We start from the raw sequence: 21,936 nt of genomic DNA, 5'->3' as shown, positions 1-21,936 counted from the left end.
AATATATCCCATGATATGATTCATACAAATCCAACACATTATTAGGCAAAGTTCATGTCACTTCTTTTTATATAACAAAAAGTGATCATTCAACATTCATCAAACAATCACGAATAGCTTATCATTCACTGGAAGAAGCCAATCTTTAATAGATATAAAATACTTTATGAAATTGCTTTGCCGATTCTTTTATCCAGTCTCCAATGCGGAGCTATACCATCTTCTCCCCAATATTCATCGATCGACACGATTTTGTTATCTTTTACTTTAATGAAAGAAGTGACATGAAAAGACAGCGGCTGATCTATAGAGAAAACATGGACTACTGTGATTATGAAATCGTCAATCTTTTCCATTCTCTCAATCTTCCCATCCCATTGATTGGGATATTCACAGTTTGCCTGAATAAATTCATCCACTGTAAAATGTTCATTTGTGTTATGCCACCTGATCCAAGCATCGGAAGCAAAAAATTCTTTCATGCCTACAGCATCCTGCTGTAATGTTACTTTCCAAAACTGTTGAATATCCATACTATTTTCTCCTAATCCGTTATATCTATTATTTCATTTATCTCTTTTCTAACAAGTTACACCTTTCAAAAACAGGTAGCTGTCAGAAGCTGATGCTGATCCTAAACATTCCGCTCAGCTTCTCTTTGTTTTAATACAGGTAAAGGACAAGTCATGCAAATCAAGTAATTTGATATAATGATAAATTTTCATATAATTGTTTTCTTAAACACTCACTTGTAATTACACAATGAATACTCTTTTATCTGTATGAAAAATGTTCAATTCTTTTTCGCATAGTTTGTTTGATATTCGAAAAACATCATCTTCGTATATTCTCTATTCTAATTTCATTTCCAGAAAATCATCGAACGCTGATCATATGAAATTACTGCCATTGATTTATCATGCTTATATGGAAAAGCTTCAAAGAAATACATTCATTTTTAAAAAGGTTTGCGAGTCAAAAGTACGACCGTCTCGACTGTGTTTTCAGAATTCGGAAAAAATGTGTTTCCTTCATTCCCACGATAATATATCGGGAAACGAAACTGTATGCTCTTTAGAATTTGACCATTTTCCAAAGGCTGAGGATATATTTCAATCCGCTTAATAAAGCTTTGCAGAAATTCCTTTTTCTCTATTTCTGTAAACTTATCATATATTATATCAAATAATTCAAGAAATTCAAATATTCTCTCCTGTGAAATCTGTTGCTCGTGAATCCCTTGTATCTGCATTTGCACCGTTTCTAAAGACTCTTGTGCTTCTGCAATTTCATCATAAAGTGAATTCATTCGATTTTGCATATCGCTATATTTTTCTTCATAATGTTTATCGGAATAATCGAGCTGGTCTATTTGAATGCCTAATCTTTTCTTTGCTGCATTAAGTTGTTTAATATGGGTATTAATAGAGTTTTCCTCAGTCTTATATATTTCTAAATCTGTACTGACTTCTAATTTTTCTTTTATAGATTTATCAAATCGTGAGTTTTTTACTATATGTCTGATAACCTCAACAACAGCATCATTGATTATATCCTGTTGGATTTGCTTTCTATAAGTGCATTTATGCCCATCATACTCCATACGATGTTTGCAGGCGTAATACCAATAATCTCTATAGAAACTTCCGTCCTTTTTTCTTTTTCGATTTACACTTCCGTATAATCCTGCACCACATTCCGGACATCGTAAAATGCCGGAAAGCAAATGCTGATGTTCCACACTGTAAATTTTTTCGTTTTTTATTCCTGTCTTTTTTCGCTTGTCTTGAGCTAAAAGCCAGTCTTTTTCATCTATAATCCCTTGGTGAATTCCATCATAGACCATATAATCGTCCTGTTTCACAACATGAGACTGACTTCTACTGCCTTTCATTTTTTCTGTTTTTCTTCTGCCATAAGCAATTTTTCCGCAATAGATAGGATTATCCAATACAAGTTTAACAAAATGAGCTGTAAATGTATCTAAAGTGCCGTTTTGGCGCTTTTTCTTTACAAATCCTTGCTGATTTAAATATTTTGCTACAGTGTTAGCTCCCATCGTAGTATGAATAAATTTATCATATATAACACGAATAACTTCTGCTTCATCTTCTGCGACTTTTAGTTCACCATCAACCAATTTATAGCCGTAAGGAGCAAATCCACCATTCCATTTTCCTTCTCTTGCTTTTTGTTTTCTGCCCTCCATCGTTTGCACGAGAATGTTTTCTCGCTCGATTTCCGCAACGGCAGATAACACAGAAATCATCAATTCCCCGCTATCTTTTGAACTGTCTATTCCATCTTCTACGCAAATTAAATTTACGCCATAATCCTGCATTTGCTGTAAAGAATTAAGAACATCCGCAGCATTTCTTCCAAAGCGGGATAACTTAAATACCAAAACGTAATCCACACTATCTTTACCGGAAGATATATCGCTTAACATTTGTTGAAATTCTAATCTGCCTTCAATACTCTTTCCGGACTTTCCTTCGTCAGAATATTCTCCGGCTATTATAAATTCCTGAAATTCAGCATATTTTCTGAGTTTTTCTTTCTGTGCTTCAAGACTGAAGCCATCCACTTGCATTGATGTAGAGACTCGAGTATAAATATAACAGCTTTTATTTTTCATTTTTTGAACTCCTTTTTAATTTTTGTATTAATATTTTACCTTGACTTTTTGCCACTTTCCAATGTGCCGCTAAGAGGAGCCTAAGCTCCTCTCGGTGGTTTTTTATTTATTTCACACTGATGGGCAGGGAAGAGTTTTCTGACATCTTCCATGGTCAGTAATCTATATTGATTTCCGTATTTTAAATACATTTTTGTCATTAAATCGATGAATCTATCATATTCTGCATGATTCATCGTCTCATTTTTTAAATCCATTATCTTTCCTCCCTTGAGTTTCGTTCTCTTTTTCTTTGCCAATTTTCAAGGAGCTTTACAATAACTTCTGACATATCCTTAGATGTGTAATTTTTGGGGAAATACTTTTGTATATCCTCTTTTGCAAATCTTACCTGTTCCTTCTGATTAGCTTTTTCTTCACTCATAACCACATAAATTGCGTCTTTACCTAAATGACCTTGCCTTGATAACGAACGCAAACGCTGTGCTTGTGAGAGTGAAGGCGTTGCATCTGTATATTCGATTTCATCAACAAGATGTTGCTGTTGTTCCTTTGTGAGATATGACAGCTCAACAGCAGGAGTTAAAGCGATTCTGCCATCATCAACCATACCCAGCAGCTCCGGTATCAATTCGGTTAAGCGGATATATCGGTGCAGGGTGTCTTTACTTATCCCGAAACCTTCAGCTATGGTTTCACTGTTGTTTAACCTTTTCGCAACTTGCGAAAAAGTTAAATCAGAACGGTATCCTTGTTTTTTCAAAGCTTCCAATTTCATTTTGTAAGCAAAGGCTTGTTCACTCGGTAAAATACTTTCTCTGTGGATATTAGCATCAACCATCATTGAGACAGCCTGCTCATCGGTTAAGCTATGCACTATTACCGGAATATTATCTATTCCAAGTTCTTTGCAAACCGCTAATCTTCTGTGACCGCTGATTATTTCGTATTTACCCTCCGAAGAAGAACGAACGATAAGCGGTTCTATTGCTCCTTGTGTTTTAATGCTTTCAAGCAGTTGCTCCTTTTCATCACCGTCTCGCATTTTAAATGGATGGTCTTTAAAAGGAACAAGCATATCTGCTTTCATATATTCAATAAATTCTTTATCTGACATTTTTAACCTCCGTATATATTTCTCTTTTTCGGTAAGTAAATATCTAACTCTATCAGTATTAATACATTCCGTTTTCAGGACTTTAAGAAATCCGAAAATCAGAACTGAGAGAACTTTTTGAGATAGATAATGTTCGGCTTACCTTGTCCTTGTCTTTTTCGTAATATTAAATTTGACTGTTCCAATTCACGGAACAGCTTGCATATCTTTTCGTGACCGAAATGCAGTAGTTCTTCTGCCTGCTTCACAGTAAAGAACTGATACACTCTGCCGTATTTATCTACCCAAGCGTTTTTAACGGATAAGTGCATACGGTCAAGCAGAAGTCCGTAGAGCATTTTTGCGTCTGTTGATACATCCTTGTACCTGTTATCTGTAAACAATGCTTTCGGGACTTTGTAAAAGACGAAATTCTCAGCTTCGCTAACCTTAAAATATTCATTCACGGCTTCACCTCCAATCTGATGATTTTTTGTATTGATTTGGTGCTGAAATTAAGGATTTTCTTTCCTGTAAGAGCTTTAAATTTTCAAACCATATATTTTCCTTAATTGGTTTCAAGGTGCTGTTGTCCGCTTTTATTCGGTTGATAATATTTCTGCCTTTTGGATTTAAACTTAGGGCAACAAACAATATCTGCCCGAAAGCTCTGTTTGCAATCGAAAACACATTTTCTGCACTGACTGTTGTATGTTCTTCTTCCGTTTTCCGTGCTTATGAAGAACGCCCATTCCAGCTTTTGTGATTTTGTCAGTTTCGGCATATCAGAAAACCTCCTTTCACTTGTTTGGACTGAGAGATGAAAAAGTCAGGGTGTTTTTAAAAAATCTCTTCACTTGTTTGGAATTAAAACTTAAAATGACACCCTGTTTTTAAAAAATCCCCTTCACTTGTTTGAACTGGGAGCAATAAAATGCACACCCATTTTGATAATTTTTTATTTGCTTGAAAAAATATCCCCTCACTTGTTTGAACGGAGAAAGCAAAAAGTCAGGACATTTTCAGAAAATATTTACCTCTCTACTTGTTTGAACCGGGAGGAGATTTTTTGTAGTCTGTTTTGAAAAATTTCAAAAAAATCTTTCAATAAGTAGCCATTGAAAAGGTGAAAAATAGCAAAGATTTTTGAAAAAACTGAAAGGAATATTTCCAAAAATGTATATCCAAATTTTGCAATTGCTGTCGTAGCGAGCAGACCATTTGGATATCCAAACGGTACTCGTTAGGCTCAACCGCCTAAAACCGAATTGCTTAAATTTAAAATAAGCAATAAAAAAACACTTATCATTATCGATAAGTGTCGGAAGTAAGTCTTATATAAAGTTACGAATTATAAAAGTTAATTGTTAGATTCGTTTTACCAATTGTATTGAAAAAGCTCTTGATATTCTGATAAAAAAAGAGTATACTATTTTTATCAAAATGCATTGGAGGCGGATTATGGGTAATTTAAGCCTTGCTAATAAAATAAAAAGCCTTATTGAAGGTGCAAAAACGGGTACAGTTTTTGTATCGGTTGACTTTGCAGAACTTACTGAAAAGTCGAGAATCGGTGTTATATTTTCACGCCTTGAAGCAGACGGTATAATACGCCGAATTTTGCGTGGCGTTTATTATAAGCCGGAATTTAATGAATTTCTCGGTGAATATGTTGCACCATTGCCAGATAAAGTTGCCCACGCTCTTGCTCGTAATTACGGATGGACTATTGTTCCGTGCGGAGATACTGCATTAAATCTATTAGGGTTGTCAACACAAATACCGGCTGCTTGGGTTTATGTGAGCGACGGCAAATATGAAACATATACCTACGAAAATACAACAATTAAATTTAAGCATACTACCAATAAAGAAATTTCAAAGTTATCTTATAAAACCGCTTTGGTAGTTCAAGCTCTTAAAGCCCTTGGCAAAGATAATGTAAAAGATACAACAATCGCCAAATTACAAAGCACATTAACCTCCACAGAAAAAGCGGCTTGCCTCAAAGAAGCAAAAGCCGCAACCTCATGGATATATGAATATATTAAGTTGATTTGCAGGAGTTAACTATATGAGAAATATTGCAAAAATTAATGAAAAAGACCGTAAGGCTTTATTTCAAAATACGGCAGCGAAAATGGGACTTACCAATGCCATTATTGAAAAAGATTTTTGGGTGTGTTTTATGCTCGACTATCTTTTTCACCGTTCTGAATGGAAGGATAATATCGCTTTTAAGGGCGGTACAAGCCTTTCAAAATCTTATGGACTTATTGAGAGGTTTTCAGAGGACATAGATCTCATTCTTGATTGGCGTGTTATTGGATTTACCTTGAACGAGCCTTGGGAAGACCGCAGTAATACAAAGCAGGATATTTTCAACAAAGAGGCAAATCGCCGCACAGAAGAGTTTTTGAAAGAAACCTTTATGCCGAGCGTTATTGCTGATTTGCAAGCCGAACTTGATATTTCAGTTAATTGTTACATAGAAGAAAGCGATCCGCAGACAGTAGTTTTTGCATATAACCGAAGTTTTGAAGATGCATCCATTCTGCCGGTTATCCGTCTTGAAATCGGTGCTCTTGCGGCGTGGACTCCGGCTGAACTTAAGCCCATCACTCCCTATGCCGCAATTCAATATCCCAAGCTCTTTACTGAACCGACAACAAATATTTTAACGGTGCTGCCTAAAAGAACATTTTGGGAAAAAGTCACGATTTTACACCGTGAAGCATATAGACCAGAAAATAAGACATTTCCTGCAAGATATTCCCGTCACTATTACGATTTGTATTGTATGATGAACTCATCTGTGAAAGACGACGCTTTTGCAGACATTGAATTACTTGATAAAGTGGTTCAATTTAAAAAGAAATTTTATCGTTGCCCTTGGGCGAAATATGAGGAAGCGAAGGTTGGCACAATGAACCTGATGCCGCCTGAAAGAAATTTGCAAGTTCTTAAAGAAGACTATGAACATATGCAGAATATGATTTTCGGCGATAAACCCGATTTTGAGGTTATCCTTAAAGGCATCGAACAGTTAGAAAAAGAGATTAATGAAATTTAATTCTTATTATCCTGCCACTTGTTTGAACTGGGAGCATTACTGCTATGACAGATAAAGAATTGAAAAATTTAAAGGATATGCTATGGCACTCTGCCGATGTGCTTCGTGCAAGTGCCCATTTGGCTGCAAATAAATACGGTCAGCCTATCTTAGGACTTATCTTTCTTAGATATGCTGATATTCTATATAAACAACATAAGACAATTACAGAAGAGTGAGGTAAGTAATATGGCCTTGTTGCAAGATTTAATTCAACAAATAGATGATCCTGCACTTAGAGACAGGATTATGAAAGAGACAGATAAACTCGTCAAGCAAAAAAAGTTCGGGCTTGTTTTTGAGGAGCACCTTCCTGAGTGTACTCCGTTATATGATATGGAGATTCATGTAGGCTCTAAGGTGGCAAAAAAGACAGGATATGTCAATGACATATATACTGTGCTGAAAATTGATGATGACAAAGTAATCTGTGAGAGCCGTGAAACTAGAGAAGAGGCTACCTTTGATATTGAAGAAATGGTAGTAGTGGCTGAATTTGGTGAGCCTATTTATCCTACTCTTAAACCACTTGATTCCGTGGAGAATGCTCCTGATAGCGATTTATGGCATACATTGATTGAAGCTGATAATTACCATGCTCTTCAATTATTGGAATATCTCTACGCCGGAAAAGTGGACTGCATTTATATCGATCCACCATATAATAATCGAGAAAAAGACTGGAAATATAATAATGATTATGTAGATCCAGTTGATAATTGGCGTCATAGTAAATGGCTTTCTATGATGCAAAAACGATTAAGGTTAGCAAAAAAAATTCTAAACCCATCCACTGGAGTAATTATAGTAACAATAGATGAAAATGAAGTTCATCACCTTGGAATGTTGTTAGATGAAATATTCCCTGAGGCTGTGATACAAATGGTGACAATCGTAATTAACCCCAAAGGAAATACACGAGGAAGATTTTCTCGAGTGGAAGAATATGCAATTTTCTGTTTTATGCCAGATGCATATGTTATACCGAGTAATGACTCACTATTAGGAGAATCCGAACAATCAAAAAAACCAAGATGGAAAGGACTTCTTCGCTCTGGAGCTGACTCAAGAAGAGAAGACAGCAAAAATCTATTCTATCCAATTTTAATAGATGCTGAGAACAAAAAAATAATCAAAGCCTTAGGAGCATTACCATATCCAGAGAAACCAATATTAGGTGAAAAAATAGAAGGATACGAAGTTGCTTGGCCGATAAGATCTGATTTATCAGAAGGTCGCTGGATGCTAAGTACTGAAACATTTAATGAGCTGTTGCAAATGGGATATATCTCTTTGGGAAAGTATGATTCTAAACGAAAAACATGGGGTTTATCCTATTTGAGTCAAAGTTTAAGAAACCAAATACAGAATGGAGAAATAATCATAACTGAAAGAGATGAGGTCACTAATACTGTTAAGGTTGAATATGCATCTGAAAAATCTAAGCAAATTATGACTGTATGGCATAGGAGTTTACATGATGCTGGAGCTCAAGGCTCTGATATGGTATCAACTATAATTGGTGAGTCGAGAGCTTTTTCGTTCCCTAAATCTTTGTATTCTACAAAAGATGCAATCGCGTCAGTAGTTAGAAATAATAAAAAAGCTCTAATTGTAGATTTTTTTGCAGGCTCCGGAACAACATTAAATGCTGTTAATTTATTAAATGCAGAGGATACCGGAAGTCGTCGATGCATCCTAGTAACAAATAATGAAACATCAAATGAAGAAGCTGTTGAATTATCAACGAATGGATTCAAGGTGGGAGATCTAGAATGGGAAAAACATGGTATCGCGCAGTCAGTTACATGGCCTCGTACAAAATATACTATTAATGGTTTTCGTGATGATGATTCTGAATTAGAAGGCGAATATTTCACAAGCATTTTAACAGAATCAAAGAAGGAACGAAGTGTAAGTCAAATAGCCTTTATAGAAAATCCTTTGAGTATGACACTGTCTGAAAAAAAGCAATTAACAGCACTGATAGCTAAGGGCGTTATACCACAAAGCTTAATCAAACAGGACACGAAATATATTATTTCAGATAATGAAAAGCATACAATTTCAATTTTGTTTGATGACACTGTCGCAGATGAATGGATTGAAGCACTTCAAGGAATGGATCATATCACTAGCTTATACATAGTTACAAAAAACAAAAAGATCTTTTCTGCATGTAAAAAAGAAATAAAAGAAACGTTGGGCGATATTGTCATTAGTGAACCGGTAAAATTACCTATGAAAGTGGGATTCAAAACTAATGCTGCATTCTTTAAACTATCATTCTTGGACAAAACATCCGTAGCCCTTGGCCGACAGTTCAAGGAACTACTCCCAGTTCTATGGATGAAAGGCAATGCTATCGGCAAGTGTCCTACAATAGAATCAGAAGATATACCATCAATGATGATTCTGCCACAAAATAAAATGGCGATACTTAATGATGAAATTTACTATTCGGAATTTGATGAAGAACTTCAAAAACACCCGGAAATTAAAACAATATTTATAGTCACTGACTCTGAGACTGCATATAGAGAAATGATACGCCATTACGATGGTAAGGATTGCTATCAGCTGTACAGAGATTATTTGGATAATTTTAGAATCAACACAGGGAGGTAAATATGAAGGTAGAATTATTCGCATTTCAAAAAAGAGCCCTCGCTGATATCCGAATGAAAACAGCTGAGGCTATGGGAAGCTATCAGAGAACACACGCACCACAGGTAGTTTCTTTTACTGCACCAACCGGAGCAGGAAAAACAATTATTATGGCTTCTCTTATAGAGAGCATATTCTTTGGTGATGAAGCATATAGTGAGCAGCAGGATTCCATAATTGTGTGGCTTTCCGATTCGCCACAGCTTAATGAACAATCAAAGCTAAAGATTGATGCTAAGGCAGACAAGATTCGTCTTGGTCAGTGCGTGACTGTTACAGAGGATTCTTTTGACAGAGAGGTATTCGAGGATGGGCATATCTATTTCTTGAATACACAGAAGCTATCAAAGACATCCAATCTCACAAAGAATAGTGACGGCCGCACATATACGATTTGGCAGACTATTTCTAATACAGTAAGAGACAAGAGCGATAGACTATACTTTATCATTGATGAAGCACACAGAGGTATGCAAGGTCGTGAGGCTGGTAGAGCAACTACTATCATGCAAAAATTTATAAAAGGTAGCGAAGAGGATAATATCCCACCAATGCCGGTAGTTATTGGAATGTCGGCTACATCTCAAAGATTTAATGCACTTGTAGAAGGCACATCATCTACTATTCATAAGTCTGTTGTTACCGCTGATGAGGTGCGTGCGTCCGGTCTGCTTAAGGATAGAATTGTTATCACATATCCTGAAGAAGATGCAGTAAATACTGATATGGCTATTCTTCAAGCGGCAGCAGATGACTGGAAGGAAAAATGGGACCACTGGACTCAATACTGCTTTGAGCAGCACTATGCCTATGTCAATCCTATCTTGGTTATCCAAGTTCTTAATGGTTCCGGAAGTAAACTTACTGACACAGATTTAAGCGACTGCTTGAGCAAAATTGAAGAACGTATCGGATTTAAATTTGAGAACGGACAGGTTGTTCATACTTTTGGTCAGACTACATCTGCTGTAACAGTAAATGGATTAGACATCGAGTATGTGGAGCCTTCCAGAATATCTGATGACAGAAATATAAGAGTTGTTTTCTTTAAGGAGAACTTATCGACAGGCTGGGACTGCCCAAGGGCAGAAACTATGATGTCTTTTAGACATGCTACAGATGCTACTTATATCGCACAGCTTCTTGGCAGAATGGTAAGAACACCTATGCAGATGCATATCCAAGTAGATGATATCTTAAATGATGTTCATCTGTATTTGCCATACTTCAATGCCGATACTGTTAAGGATGTGGTAGATGCACTACAAAGCAGTGAGGGTGGAGAAATCCCTACCGATGTATTTGGTCAGACTATTTCCGGAAGAAAATTTGATACATTAACTGTAAAACCTAAAAAGAAAAAACAAGAAAATGTTAATCCGAATCAAATCACTATTTTTGATTTGACTAACACAGATCAAAACGATAATACGACAACAAACGAAACTTCTGAATCTGTAATACTGGATGATCCTTCTCAGGAAACTACAAGAAACAGTGATGAAACTATGTCAAATACAAGACCGTCTATTGCCGGTTCTGAAAGAGTGAATTCATCCGTTGTTTCTACAGAAGATGACCATGTGGGAGTATCTGACAACACAGATGATGCAACTCACGAAAATAATCATCAAGTACCTGAAGAGCATGTTTTAGAAACTCTTCAAGAAGAAGTTGAAGTTGAAGACTTGTTTGACAGAGAAGAAGTCATGAAATTCATTAATGACGCAGGATTATTGTCTTATAATGTCCGTTCGGTTACTGTGAATGACTATTTAGTTTCTTTATTCAAAATGGCTCATCTGCTTACAATCTCTAATCTTCACAAGGAAGCAATCCGTGAGGTACAGTCAGAGATTGCTGATATGATTCATTCATATATTGAGGAACTGAAGTCAAATGGTAAGTATGAAGATTTAGTTCTCCAAGTTAAGCAGTTCAAGCTTGCAACACAGATTTTCGATGCCTTTGGAGAAACTGTGGACAATTATTATGTCCATGATTTATTCACGACTACAGATACGGATGTAGATCGTCAGTTTAGAGTGGCAGATAGTAAGCTTAAGAATGAAGGTATAGGAAATGTGTATGGCAACAAATACATGGATATTAATGATCCTAATGGATTCAAGATTGATGTCATTTTGTTTGTTGCCGATGACGATAACTTAAAGAACTTACATAATTATGCTGAGAAGCGATTCCATGACTTGAATGATAAATATCGCAGATATATAGCGACAGTGGATTCTGACAAAATAAGAAGACTGTACGATACAATTGTTTCAGACGGCGATGTTGTAAGTAAGCACAATTTCCGTTTGCCAGAGACTATTCAGATTCCACATGATAGTGATGGAGTTGAATATAGAAATCATCTTTTTGTAGATGACGAAACAGGATTTGCAAAACTAAAGCTTAATACTTGGGAAACTGGAGTCATCGAGGAAGAAGAAAAACAGGATGATTTTATCTGCTGGATTAGAAATCCTGTTAGAGCGCCATGGGCTCTTTGTATTCCATATGAAATTGACACAATCACTAAGCCTACATATCCTGATTTTATCGTTGTACGAAGAGATGATATACTCGGATATGTAATTGATATTCTTGAACCACACAATTCTGAATTTAAGGATAACCTTGGTAAAGCTAAAGGTTTTGCAGAATATGCTCGCCAGAATCCTGGAGTTGGTCGTATTCAGCTTATTAGAATGGGAAAAGATGCTGCAGGTAAAAATAAATTCAAGCGTCTGGATATGTCGAAGAGTGCTATCAGAGATAAGGTCTCTCATGCAATGACAAACGATGAACTTGACCATATTTTTGATACAGATGGATTTTTTATGTAGAGGATAAAGCAGCCTTTGATTCAAAAGTTTCTCTGCTCATGAATCACTTTGTGGATATGGCGGTTCAGGGATATGGCTGGATTGGTGCAGCGTAAGGATGTCGGATAAATAAAACTACATTTTATTAGGTCTTAGGGTGTCCCTAACGAGGTATTTGTATATGGATATACAAATGCACTGCTCGCTGAGAACACGCAAGCGAAAGCAGTTTTACCGTTTGTGGGTATACAAATGGTCTGCTCGCTAAGATTGCACATCAATTTTATTATTTCAGCAAAAATAAATAAAGCACATTGAAAAGAGATTTATTTTCTCTCGCTCAATGTGCTTTTATTCTAACTTAGATGTATTTAATTTTAAGATTTTTCTGCTTGGCTCCTATAATTTTCGGAATGATTTCATCTACGCCATCAGTATATTTGCCTTGTTTTGATAATTGATTTTTAAGTCCGATAAGTGATTTTAAAATCAAAATTCTTTCTTCGGATGTTAAGTAGAGATGATATTTTTTCATAGACTAAGCACCTCATCCATAACAATTTCAGTCGCTTGATTACGAATATTATTCATCTCTCCGACCCATATCATCGGTGATTTTGCTTTCAAAACTTCATTGACTTTGTCCTTCTCGGCAAGTGATTTTACAATGCTATCAAACATTTCTTCTGCTCGTTTGTCAATCTCACTTAGGTGTTCATACAATGTTCCTGCTGTTAAATAGTTGTAGTAAATCACCTTATGATTTTGCTTTAAGTATCTGCGATAACGCTGACCCCACAGTCCGATTTCATAATTCGGATTGTCTTCAACTTTAATGTTGGGGATGAGATAATCGCCCTGTCGTACATAACCTATACCTATGGTTTCATAAATTGTTTGCATAATAAATCCTCCTGTAATTTGATTGTACTATCATTTTACAGAAGGATTTTTACATTTACCAATGTGCCGATTGCAGATTAGAAATTAAAATCTTTGAACTTTTATATCATTTTAAAATACCTTAATGCTTCCGCAATCAGATTTTCTTTATCCACCGGACATTTCGGTTGCTTACTATCATCACTCTTAGTTTTGTTATAATTTTCTCGTTCAATGATGCCATATTTCTGTTTTACCTGTGCAATGTACAATGAAGAAACCTTGACGTTATACTTTTCAAAAATATAATCCTTAATTTCTTGATAGGTTGCTTTTGTCTCAGAAGCCGTTAAATCAAGCTCGTCCATATCTATTGTGACGTCTACATACGCATCCGGATTTTTTCTAACCAAGGAAACAACCGTCTCCACATGATACGTCTGCGGAAACATATCTACAGGTTGAATCGCCTGCACTTCATACCCATTTTCACAAAGTACCTTCAAATCACGAGCCAACGTTGCCGGATCACAGGACACATAAACAATCTTCTGCGGTTCCATTTTTATCATGGCTTTTAAAGTTATCTCATCGCATCCCTTCCGCGGCGGATCTACAACAATTACATCGGGCTGCTGCTGCTTTTTCACAAGCTCTTTCGCATAGCTGGCTGCATCGCTGCACACAAAATTAACATTATCAATATTATTTAATGCCACATTTCGTAACGCATCGGCAATCGCTTCCGGAACAATTTCAATTCCTGTAACCAATTTAGCCTGGCCTGCTAAAAATAAAGATATCGTCCCAACCCCACAGTAAAGATCAAGCACCTTCTCCTGGCCCGTCAAATCAGCATACGCAAGAACCTGCTGATACAGCTTAACTGTCTGCACCGGATTGATCTGATAAAATGATTTGGAGGAAATATAAAATTTTAATCCCTGCAGCTCATCTACGATATAACCATCTCCATAAACGATATACTCACAATTGCCCAAGATCACGTTATCTGTACGCTGATTCAAATTCACAATTACGGTTTTCAGTTTTGGATACACTGTTTGGATGTGCGCGATCATTTCATCAAGATGAGGAATATCGCGATTTCTGCTGATAAAGACAACCATCGCTTCCCCGGTTGAGAAAGCATGCTTGATCAACAGATGACGCAGATCCTTTCCGTTCTTATAAACCTTTAAATCTTTTTTGATGACCTGCAAAATTTCATTGATTACTTCACTTTGAATCAGACATTGTTCAATATCGACAATATCATTGGAGTGGATACGGTAAAAACCGGTCTTTACTGAACCATGTTTTACATCCACCGGAATCTGGCCTTTGTTTCGATATGCAAAAGGTACCTCCATATCCAATACCGGATTTACACGAATCGGCAGCTTTGCGATGCGAGTAACCACATCCTGTACTTTTTCTCGTTTAAAATCCTGCTGGGCTTCTCGATCCATATGCTGAAGCTGACAGCCACCGCATTTCCCATAAACCAAACACTTTGGTTTTATGCGGTGTGCACTTACTTCCAGCAGTTCTGCAACTCTGCCGTATGCATACGTTTTTTTATCCTTCATGATTTGAATTTTCGCTTTTTCACCGCGGATAATTCCTTTCACAAAAATCGGATAACCGTCAATTTTCACAACGCCCTGTCCATCGTGTGTATAGTTTTCACAAGTGCCGATAACAAATTCATTTTTATTCATCATTTCTACCTCTTAAAAAAGGGCTTACGCCCTTCTATTCTCCTGTTTCGCCAGATGGCTGCTGAGGAACTTTCGATGTATCGGGATTCAGCAATGAATTCGCTACATCTTGATTCTTTGGCTGACTAACCACCTGCAGCGCCGGCTCATTCTTAGATGCCGACTTCGACTTAATTACATATATCTGCGCCGTTTGAGTCTTTTCATCCGGGATCACATTATACACATTGATTTCCAGATCATACATTTGAACCTTGTTGGTATCCGTAAAATATGTTTTAATCGGCAGAACGGAATTGACGGTATCATAAGCCTGATTAGCGATAGCCGTGATCTGCTCCTGATTCAAATCATCACTGGTATTTATATTCACCCGTAAGGTTGCTGTTTTTAAATTGACCGAAACAGATTCCACATGATCAAACGCGAGCTTACTTTTCAGTGTTTTCACCTGCTTATCTGAAATCGCCGGGTCGAGTGCATCATCAAAACGGTTGCCGTTGATCGGCACACCGGTCTTTTCCATTGAACCAAACAGAATATATATCAGTATCAATACAGGAATCAGCAAGACGATAAGACCCGCCCATAATATGTAATTATGCTGTTTTTTAGTCTTCTGGGTTGGCTGTTTATTTTCTTTTGAAGGTTTTTTACTCATATTATTCACTGAACCATAACGTTTAAAATTCATACTTATGATTCATGTACTCACACTCCTATCAATCTCTATTTTACAAGAAAAACGGTAGTAATGCTATCTTTTCTTTAATTCTTCCTGTATCAGCCTATTTGTCAAGGCCGGATTTGCCTGTCCTTTGCTGGCTTTCATAACTTGTCCGACCAGAAAACCGACAGCGCGATCCTTACCATTTTTGAAGTCTTCAATCGACTGCGGATTGTTATTGAGCACCTCATTAATGATCTTCAGCAGGGCCGATGAATCGCTCATCTGTTTCATACCTTTTTCTTCAACGACTTTCTGCGGATCCTTGCCATTCATGATTTCTTCAAATACGATTTTCGCCTGCTTGCCCGAAATCTCCTGCTTTTTGATCATATTGATCATATCGCCGAGATATTTTGGATCGCATGGATTTTCCTGAATTGTCAAATTCCGTTTATTCAGCGCCGCGTTCAGCTCGGTGATTGTCCAGTTCGCGATCAGCTTGTATTCCTTGCAGTATTTACATACTTCATCATAAAAATCAGACAGCTCTTTCACCGCTACGAGCACATCCGCATCACGCTCCATAAGACCGTATTGTTGAATATAGCGTACCTTCCGCTGCTGTGGAAGCTCACCCAAGTTTTCCTGAATGCTTTTGATCCATGCATCATCCAGCCGGATCGGGAAAATATTAGGCTCGGGGAAATACTTATAATCCACATCCCCCTCTTTTTTACGCATGGAGATGGTTCCGCGAGATGCTTCATCATAGCGGCGGGTTTCCTGTGTGATGGTTTGACCATGCAGCAGCAAATCACTTTGACGAGCCATTTCAAACTCGATTGCTTTCTGCACATTGCTGATAGAATTCAAGTTCTTGATTTCCGTTTTCGTACCATAGCTTTCATAGCCATAGGGGCGAAGGGATATATTGACATCACAACGCATTGATCCCTCTTCCATGCGGACATCACTGACGCCAAGATAATAGAGCATTGTGCGCAGTTTTTCTACGTAGGCAGCTGCTTCTTTACCGGAACGCATATCCGCTTCGCTGACGATTTCCACCAGGGGTGTCCCGGCACGGTTAAAGTCAATCATCGTTCCATTGGATAAATGGAATTGTTTTGCCGTATCCTCTTCCATATGGATACGGTTGACCCGGATCTTCTTCGGGCCATTATCCGTATCGATTTCCACAAAGCCGCCGCTTCCGATCGGGTGAAATTGCTGCGTAATTTGAAACCCTTTCGGCAAATCTGAGTAATAGTAATTCTTGCGGTCAAACTTGACTACCGGATCAATCTCACAATGCAGCGCTGTAGCTGCCCGAATTGCCAATTCAATCGCTTTTTTATTCACTGCCGGCAAAGTGCCGGGATGACCTAAATCCACTTCATTGACGCAGGTATTCGCTGCTTCCCCAAAGGCTACCGGTGCGCTGGAAAACATTTTCGTTTTGGTTTTTAATTCACAGTGGATTTCTATTCCGATTACTGTTTCAAAACTCATGCTTTCACCTCCGCAGTTTGATCTGCAAGTCCGGTTTCTTTTTCAATCGCAGCAGCAATATTCAACAGCTGCTGTTCTTCAAACGGTTTTGCCGTCAAAGAAACTCCGATCGGCATTCCTCCGACAAACCCCAGCGGTACTGTGATGCTGGGATAACCGGAGAAATTTCCCAGCAGCATATGATTCTCTGCAACCAGATAGGTTTGGGACAGTTTTTCTTCACTTGTATCTTCGGCATGGGGAGCGATCGAGCCCGCAGCACATGCGATCACCGCGTCGTAGTTTTGAAGTGCCTTTTCCAGCTCCTGTACGATTAAGCGGCGAACCTTTTGCGCTTTGCGAAACAATCGATCCTGATTTTCCACAAACAATGAATAACTGCCGGTAACAAAACGTTTGCGCACGGCTGGGCTGAATCCTTTGGTACGGGAATTGATCATGACTTCTTCAACCGAAGCACCCGGCTCGCGCATGCCGAAGCGAATACCATCCAAATTGGAGTGATTGGCGGTTGCTTCCGCATTCGCAAGTATTGAATAGGTAGGAAGCAAGGCCTGCATCAGGTCATTACGCAGGGTAATATGTTCAATGACCGCACCCTTAGCACGCAGCGATTTCATGAGCGTATCGAATTGCTTTAAGCTTTCTTCATCCTTGACCGCGTTCTGCACATTATCGAGAATTGCTATCCGTTTTCCTTCGATCCGATCATCCAAATGGTTAGAGTAATCCAAAACCGGTTCAAAAGAGCTGGTCAGGTCGCGGTCATCACGGCCGGCCAGAACCTGTAATGTTACAGCGGCATCTTCCACACAGCGAGTAAAGAAACCAACATGATCCAAACTGGATGCATACGGAATAATACCATAGCGGGAAATTCTTCCATAGGTTGGTTTCATGCCTATCACACCGCAATACGCAGCCGGTTTACGTACCGAATCACCGGTATCCGTTCCAATCGCCATCGGCACAACACCACTGGCAACCAAAGCTGCGCTGCCGCCGCTGCTGCCGCCGGAAATACGAGTTACATCCCATGGATTGTTTACCTTGCCGGTATAGGCATTCAAATTGGTTCCGCCCATCCCCAGCTCATCCATGCTTGCCTTGGCAATAAAAATTGCTCCCGCATCGCGCAGCTTTTCGGTTATCGCCGCGTCATAAACCGGTACATAGTTATCCAGGATCCGGCTGGACGCTGTGGTGCGAACATCCTTTGTCGATACATTATCCTTTAAGGCAATCGGTACGCCGCGCAGCAGTCCTTCCGCCTTAGCATCGGCCGCATCAGCTTGCTGCTTGGTATCCTCATAGAAGGTGACGACGGCATTCAACACCGGCTGAAGCGCCTTTGCCTTTGCCAGCGCATCTTTCGCATTTTCTGCCGGTTTTTGTTTCTTATAATCTGTGATTCTCATTATTTCACCACCTTCGGAACAAGGATATGTCCTTCCCGAACATCTGCCGCATTGCGCAGCGCTGCTTCAGCTGATAACACATGCGTGACTTTATCCTCGCGGATGTAAGAAGTTTCTGCTTCAAACGGATAGATCATCGGTTCTACTCCATCCGTATCGATTTTCTCCAGCAGCTCCATTTGCGATACCAGCACTTTAAACTCTTCCTGAAGCTCGTCGATCTCTTGATCACTTAAATCAAACATGATCTGATGGGCAAGCTTTTTAAAATATGCGCGATCAAATGTTTCCATATTCCCTCCTATTAAATCAACATTGTAACGGTGATCTTACTCGTACCTTCCTTACGGTTCAGTACGGCAATCGTTTCACGGTTGCTTTGAACATCTACTTTCAGTACCATATCCTGATTGCTTAAATCATTCAGAAGTGCGTTCAACCGCTGGATCACCGCAACACATTCCACGTGATCCTTGGCTTGTATACTGACGGTAATCCGCAGCTCATCCAATTTCTTATCATTAAATCGGCCCTGTCCGATAAAGCCTACGTCTTCCGGCAGGAAATCCTCGATTGATTTGGATATATTTTTAAATTGTGCCAGCGTTGCACTGTCGAGTTCCTCGGCTCGGCTGCTTGGAAACATGACCCATTCCTCATCAATATCTGAAAATTCTTTACTGCGGCTGGTAAAATAAGCATCCGCAAAATAGCTTCCCGGCAATGTTTCATCAGAGCTGTTGGCTAAGAACAGCGCGATGTAGATTGGCATATCATCCCCTACCTGAGGTTGCTTACGCAGATAACTGATTAATTTCCGGCCTGCTTCTTCTCCATATAAGCGCAGTTTTTTACTATCCATTTTTGTTTTCTTTTGATAAGGGACACCGGCCTCCGTTTTCGCATCCTCACTAAATGTATCCTGCAGTACCAAAGCAACCGACAGTCCCTTGATTTCTTTATTTTTTATAAAATCAAGCTCATAGATGTCCGTAACAATGGCCGGATTCTTTACCATGCCGTTACCGGTATCAAAGGCTTCATCCTTTTTCGGGTTTAATCCATTGCTATTATCTTCTGACTGTGAAGCCAGTAAATTTTTGGTTTTAGAATATGTCAATACCTGACCTTCCTGTACCAAGTAGGAATCGGGACTGAAATGATCCTTACTGCGTGACATAAGTCCTGCGCCGATTTCATATACATCATTCATCGAACCGGATGTTTTACGATGATTGACTCGGGAATCACTGGATTCAAACGGCAGCTGAATGTCATAATCACCCGCTTCAATGCCCTTCGCATCAGTTATTTTCGTATCGTCACTACTTCTTTTGCAGCCGCTCAATACCAAGAGTGCGCCCAGTCCGGCAATCATAATCTGTTTATATTTCATACTTTGATACCTCCTGCTGGAACGCTGCTTCATCCATCGTCGCAACCCCCAGCTTTTCTGCTTTATCAAGTTTGCTGCCGGCTGCTTCTCCATAGACGACATAATCCGTCTTTTTCGAAACTGAACCGCTGACTTTGGCTCCTAGCTTTTCTAAAACCGCTGATGCTTCATTACGGCTCATGATACTGAGCGTTCCGGTAAGCACCACCGTTTTACCGGTAAACATGCTTTGCTGAATCTGCTCCTGATCACTGTCCATGCGAAGTCCATAACCTTTCAGCTGTGCGATCAATTCCATATTGACCGGTTCTTTAAAGAATGTATAAATTGAATCAGCAGTGATTTCACCGACATCGCGAATCTGAATCAGTTCCTCTCTGGTAGCTTTCATCAAGGCATCCATCGTCTGAAATTGATGCGCCAGTATCTTGGCGGCCTTTTCCCCGACCTGATTGATGCCTAAGCCATACAGCAGCTTTTCCAATGGCTGCTGTTTGCTGTTTTCTATTGCTGACAACAGCTTATCTACAGATTTCTCTTTGAAGCCTTCGAGCTGTAAGATTTCTTCCCGACGCTCTTTTAAGGTATAAATGTCTTCGATCGTATTCAAGAATCCTTCCTTATGGAATAATTCTACTTTTTTATCTCCGAGTGTATCAATATCCATCGCATCCCGTGATGCAAAATGAATCATACTTTCTACCACGCGAGCCGGGCAGTCCGGATTGATGCAAAAATGCGCCGCCTCATCCGGATAGCGGACAAGCTCACTTCCGCAGATCGGACACGCATGGGGAAATCGATAAGGTACTTGGATCCCCGATTCCCGCCGTTTTGTAATCGGACGCACCACCTCGGGAATGATATCTCCGGCTTTGCGGACGACGACGATGTCATGAACCCTGATATCCCGCTCCTTAATCAAGTCCTCATTATGCAGCTGGGCAGCTGATACGGTCGTACCGGCAACCCGCACCGGTTCAAGTACCGCATTGGGTGTGATTCTTCCGGTTCGGCCCACCGTCAAAACAATATCCAGCAGCCGGGTTTCCACTTCTTCAGCCGGAAATTTATAAGCAATCGCCCATTTCGGAGTTTTTGCGGTATAGCCAACCTGTTCCTGAGCCGACAAATCATTCAGCTTCAGCACCATCCCGTCAATTTCGTAAGGAAGCTCATTCCGCTTTGCGGTAATCTCCTGAATAAATTCCCATGCTTCTTCAATGGTATGGCATAATCGCCGGTTGGGATTGGTACGGATATGCAGATCATCCATGGCTGCCATCGCTTCCCAATGGGTTTGATAACCGAAGCTTTGCGCATCCATAAAATAATACCAAAATGCATCCAACCCGCGGCTTGCGGCAATCGAACTATCAAGCTGTCTAATACTGCCGGCTGCCGCATTACGGGGATTCGCAAATTCCTCTTCGCCCTTTTCCTTGCGCTGCTCATTCAGCTTTTGGAAGGATGCCTTTGGCATATACACTTCTCCGCGAACCTCCACGTCCCCCATCAGATCGATTGCCATTGGGATACTTTTGATCGTCTTCACATTTGATGTTACATCCTCGCCGACTAATCCATCGCCGCGTGTCACTGCCTGCACAAAGCGGCCGTCATGATAATGAAGAGACATAGCCAAGCCATCAAGCTTCAATTCTACTACATATTGCGGATCAGCAGTAACCGCGCGTACTCGTTCATCGAATGCTCTCAAATCGTCCAAATGAAAGGCATTGCCTAAGGAAAGCATCATCCGCTTATGGGTTACTTTAGTAAAACCCTCCAGTACCGCGCCTCCGACCCGCTGAGTCGGTGAATTTTCATCCATATACTGCGGATTTTCTTCTTCCAGTTTTGTTAATTCCTGCATATAACGATCATATTCCTGATCGGTCGCACTGGGATGATCCAGTACATAATACTCATAGGATAAGCGTTCCAGAATTTCTCTAAGCTCCAATATTCTTTTTTCAATATCCACAAA

Annotated in this window: 20 protein-coding genes; 5 read left to right on the top strand and 15 right to left on the bottom strand. The window is 39.3% G+C overall.

Annotation, left to right across the window (positions count from 1 at the left end; all coding sequences use genetic code 11):
- Positions 1–164: 164 nt before the first annotated feature.
- The 6 genes from GSF08_RS03805 to GSF08_RS03780 form a co-directional block, all read right to left on the bottom strand.
- Positions 165–533 (bottom strand): nuclear transport factor 2 family protein, encoded by a 369-nt coding sequence (locus GSF08_RS03805; RefSeq protein WP_160624486.1) that lies wholly within the window; start codon positions 531–533, stop codon positions 165–167.
- Positions 534–958: 425 nt separating this feature from the next.
- Entirely contained in the window at positions 959–2,638 is a 1,680-nt protein-coding gene (locus tag GSF08_RS03800) for a recombinase family protein (RefSeq protein ID WP_160624485.1), read from the bottom strand.
- An 80-nt stretch (positions 2,639–2,718) separates the two neighbouring features.
- Positions 2,719–2,895: a hypothetical protein gene (locus GSF08_RS03795; protein WP_160624484.1), complete on the bottom strand. Its 177-nt coding sequence runs from the start codon at positions 2,893–2,895 to the stop codon at positions 2,719–2,721.
- The gene (locus GSF08_RS03790) at positions 2,895–3,755 is read right to left on the bottom strand and encodes a ParB/RepB/Spo0J family partition protein (RefSeq protein ID WP_160624483.1); all 861 of its coding nucleotides are present in this window, start codon (positions 3,753–3,755) and stop codon (positions 2,895–2,897) included. The genes GSF08_RS03795 and GSF08_RS03790 overlap by 1 nt, the downstream gene beginning before the upstream one ends.
- A gap of 98 nt (positions 3,756–3,853) precedes the next feature.
- A complete protein-coding gene (locus GSF08_RS03785; RefSeq protein WP_160624482.1) occupies positions 3,854–4,201 on the bottom strand; it encodes a replication initiator protein A in 348 nt (115 codons plus the stop codon).
- A 101-nt stretch (positions 4,202–4,302) separates the two neighbouring features.
- Entirely contained in the window at positions 4,303–4,518 is a 216-nt protein-coding gene (locus GSF08_RS03780) for a hypothetical protein (protein WP_160624481.1), read from the bottom strand.
- A gap of 677 nt (positions 4,519–5,195) precedes the next feature.
- On the opposite strand from GSF08_RS03780, the gene GSF08_RS03775 reads away from it, so the two are divergent.
- The 5 genes from GSF08_RS03775 to GSF08_RS03755 are packed head-to-tail and all read left to right on the top strand — an operon-like array spanning position 5,196 to position 12,365.
- Entirely contained in the window at positions 5,196–5,804 is a 609-nt protein-coding gene (locus GSF08_RS03775; RefSeq protein WP_160624480.1) for a DUF6088 family protein, read from the top strand.
- 4 nt (positions 5,805–5,808) lie between these two features.
- A complete protein-coding gene (locus GSF08_RS03770) occupies positions 5,809–6,807 on the top strand; it encodes a nucleotidyl transferase AbiEii/AbiGii toxin family protein (protein ID WP_160624479.1) in 999 nt (332 codons plus the stop codon).
- A 44-nt stretch (positions 6,808–6,851) separates the two neighbouring features.
- Positions 6,852–7,025 carry a type I restriction-modification system subunit M N-terminal domain-containing protein gene (locus GSF08_RS03765; protein WP_249805850.1) on the top strand — a complete coding sequence of 58 codons (174 nt, stop codon included), beginning with the start codon at positions 6,852–6,854 and terminating at the stop codon, positions 7,023–7,025.
- A 10-nt stretch (positions 7,026–7,035) separates the two neighbouring features.
- On the top strand, positions 7,036–9,474 hold the full coding sequence (locus tag GSF08_RS03760; RefSeq protein WP_160624478.1) for a site-specific DNA-methyltransferase: 2,439 nt from the start codon (positions 7,036–7,038) through the stop codon (positions 9,472–9,474).
- A gap of 2 nt (positions 9,475–9,476) precedes the next feature.
- Complete coding sequence (locus GSF08_RS03755; RefSeq protein WP_160624477.1) at positions 9,477–12,365, top strand: DEAD/DEAH box helicase; 2,889 nt, start codon at positions 9,477–9,479, stop codon at positions 12,363–12,365.
- Positions 12,366–12,705: 340 nt separating this feature from the next.
- Here GSF08_RS03755 and GSF08_RS11505 read toward each other — a convergent pair whose 3' ends face one another.
- The 9 genes from GSF08_RS11505 to ligA form a co-directional block, all read right to left on the bottom strand.
- Positions 12,706–12,879 carry a hypothetical protein gene (locus GSF08_RS11505; protein WP_249805848.1) on the bottom strand — a complete coding sequence of 58 codons (174 nt, stop codon included), beginning with the start codon at positions 12,877–12,879 and terminating at the stop codon, positions 12,706–12,708.
- Entirely contained in the window at positions 12,876–13,247 is a 372-nt protein-coding gene (locus tag GSF08_RS03750) for a TnpV protein (protein WP_160624476.1), read from the bottom strand. Before GSF08_RS03750 ends, GSF08_RS11505 begins: the two co-directional genes overlap by 4 nt.
- Before the next feature lie 101 nt (positions 13,248–13,348).
- Positions 13,349–14,953 carry a 23S rRNA (uracil(1939)-C(5))-methyltransferase RlmD gene (gene rlmD / locus GSF08_RS03745; RefSeq protein ID WP_249805846.1) on the bottom strand — a complete coding sequence of 535 codons (1,605 nt, stop codon included), beginning with the start codon at positions 14,951–14,953 and terminating at the stop codon, positions 13,349–13,351.
- A gap of 31 nt (positions 14,954–14,984) precedes the next feature.
- Positions 14,985–15,611 carry a hypothetical protein gene (locus GSF08_RS03740; RefSeq protein WP_160624475.1) on the bottom strand — a complete coding sequence of 209 codons (627 nt, stop codon included), beginning with the start codon at positions 15,609–15,611 and terminating at the stop codon, positions 14,985–14,987.
- Positions 15,612–15,707: 96 nt separating this feature from the next.
- A complete protein-coding gene (gene gatB / locus GSF08_RS03735) occupies positions 15,708–17,132 on the bottom strand; it encodes an Asp-tRNA(Asn)/Glu-tRNA(Gln) amidotransferase subunit GatB (protein ID WP_160624474.1) in 1,425 nt (474 codons plus the stop codon).
- Positions 17,129–18,550 carry an amidase family protein gene (locus tag GSF08_RS03730; RefSeq protein ID WP_160624473.1) on the bottom strand — a complete coding sequence of 474 codons (1,422 nt, stop codon included), beginning with the start codon at positions 18,548–18,550 and terminating at the stop codon, positions 17,129–17,131. The genes gatB and GSF08_RS03730 overlap by 4 nt, the downstream gene beginning before the upstream one ends.
- A complete protein-coding gene (gene gatC / locus GSF08_RS03725) occupies positions 18,550–18,843 on the bottom strand; it encodes an Asp-tRNA(Asn)/Glu-tRNA(Gln) amidotransferase subunit GatC (RefSeq protein ID WP_160624472.1) in 294 nt (97 codons plus the stop codon). The genes GSF08_RS03730 and gatC overlap by 1 nt, the downstream gene beginning before the upstream one ends.
- An 11-nt stretch (positions 18,844–18,854) precedes the next feature.
- Positions 18,855–19,946, bottom strand: a complete 1,092-nt coding sequence (locus GSF08_RS03720) for a CamS family sex pheromone protein (protein ID WP_160624471.1) — start codon at positions 19,944–19,946, stop codon at positions 18,855–18,857.
- Positions 19,936–21,933 carry an NAD-dependent DNA ligase LigA gene (gene ligA / locus GSF08_RS03715; RefSeq protein WP_160624470.1) on the bottom strand — a complete coding sequence of 666 codons (1,998 nt, stop codon included), beginning with the start codon at positions 21,931–21,933 and terminating at the stop codon, positions 19,936–19,938. The genes GSF08_RS03720 and ligA overlap by 11 nt, the downstream gene beginning before the upstream one ends.
- Between the last annotated feature and the right edge of the window lie 3 nt (positions 21,934–21,936).

Origin of the sequence: Copranaerobaculum intestinale (assembly GCF_009831105.1) — a bacterium.
GTDB lineage: Bacteria > Bacillota_I > Bacilli_A > Erysipelotrichales > Erysipelotrichaceae > Copranaerobaculum > Copranaerobaculum intestinale.
Note: the sequence above shows the minus strand (reverse complement) of the source record. Positions and strands in the feature narration are given on the sequence as shown.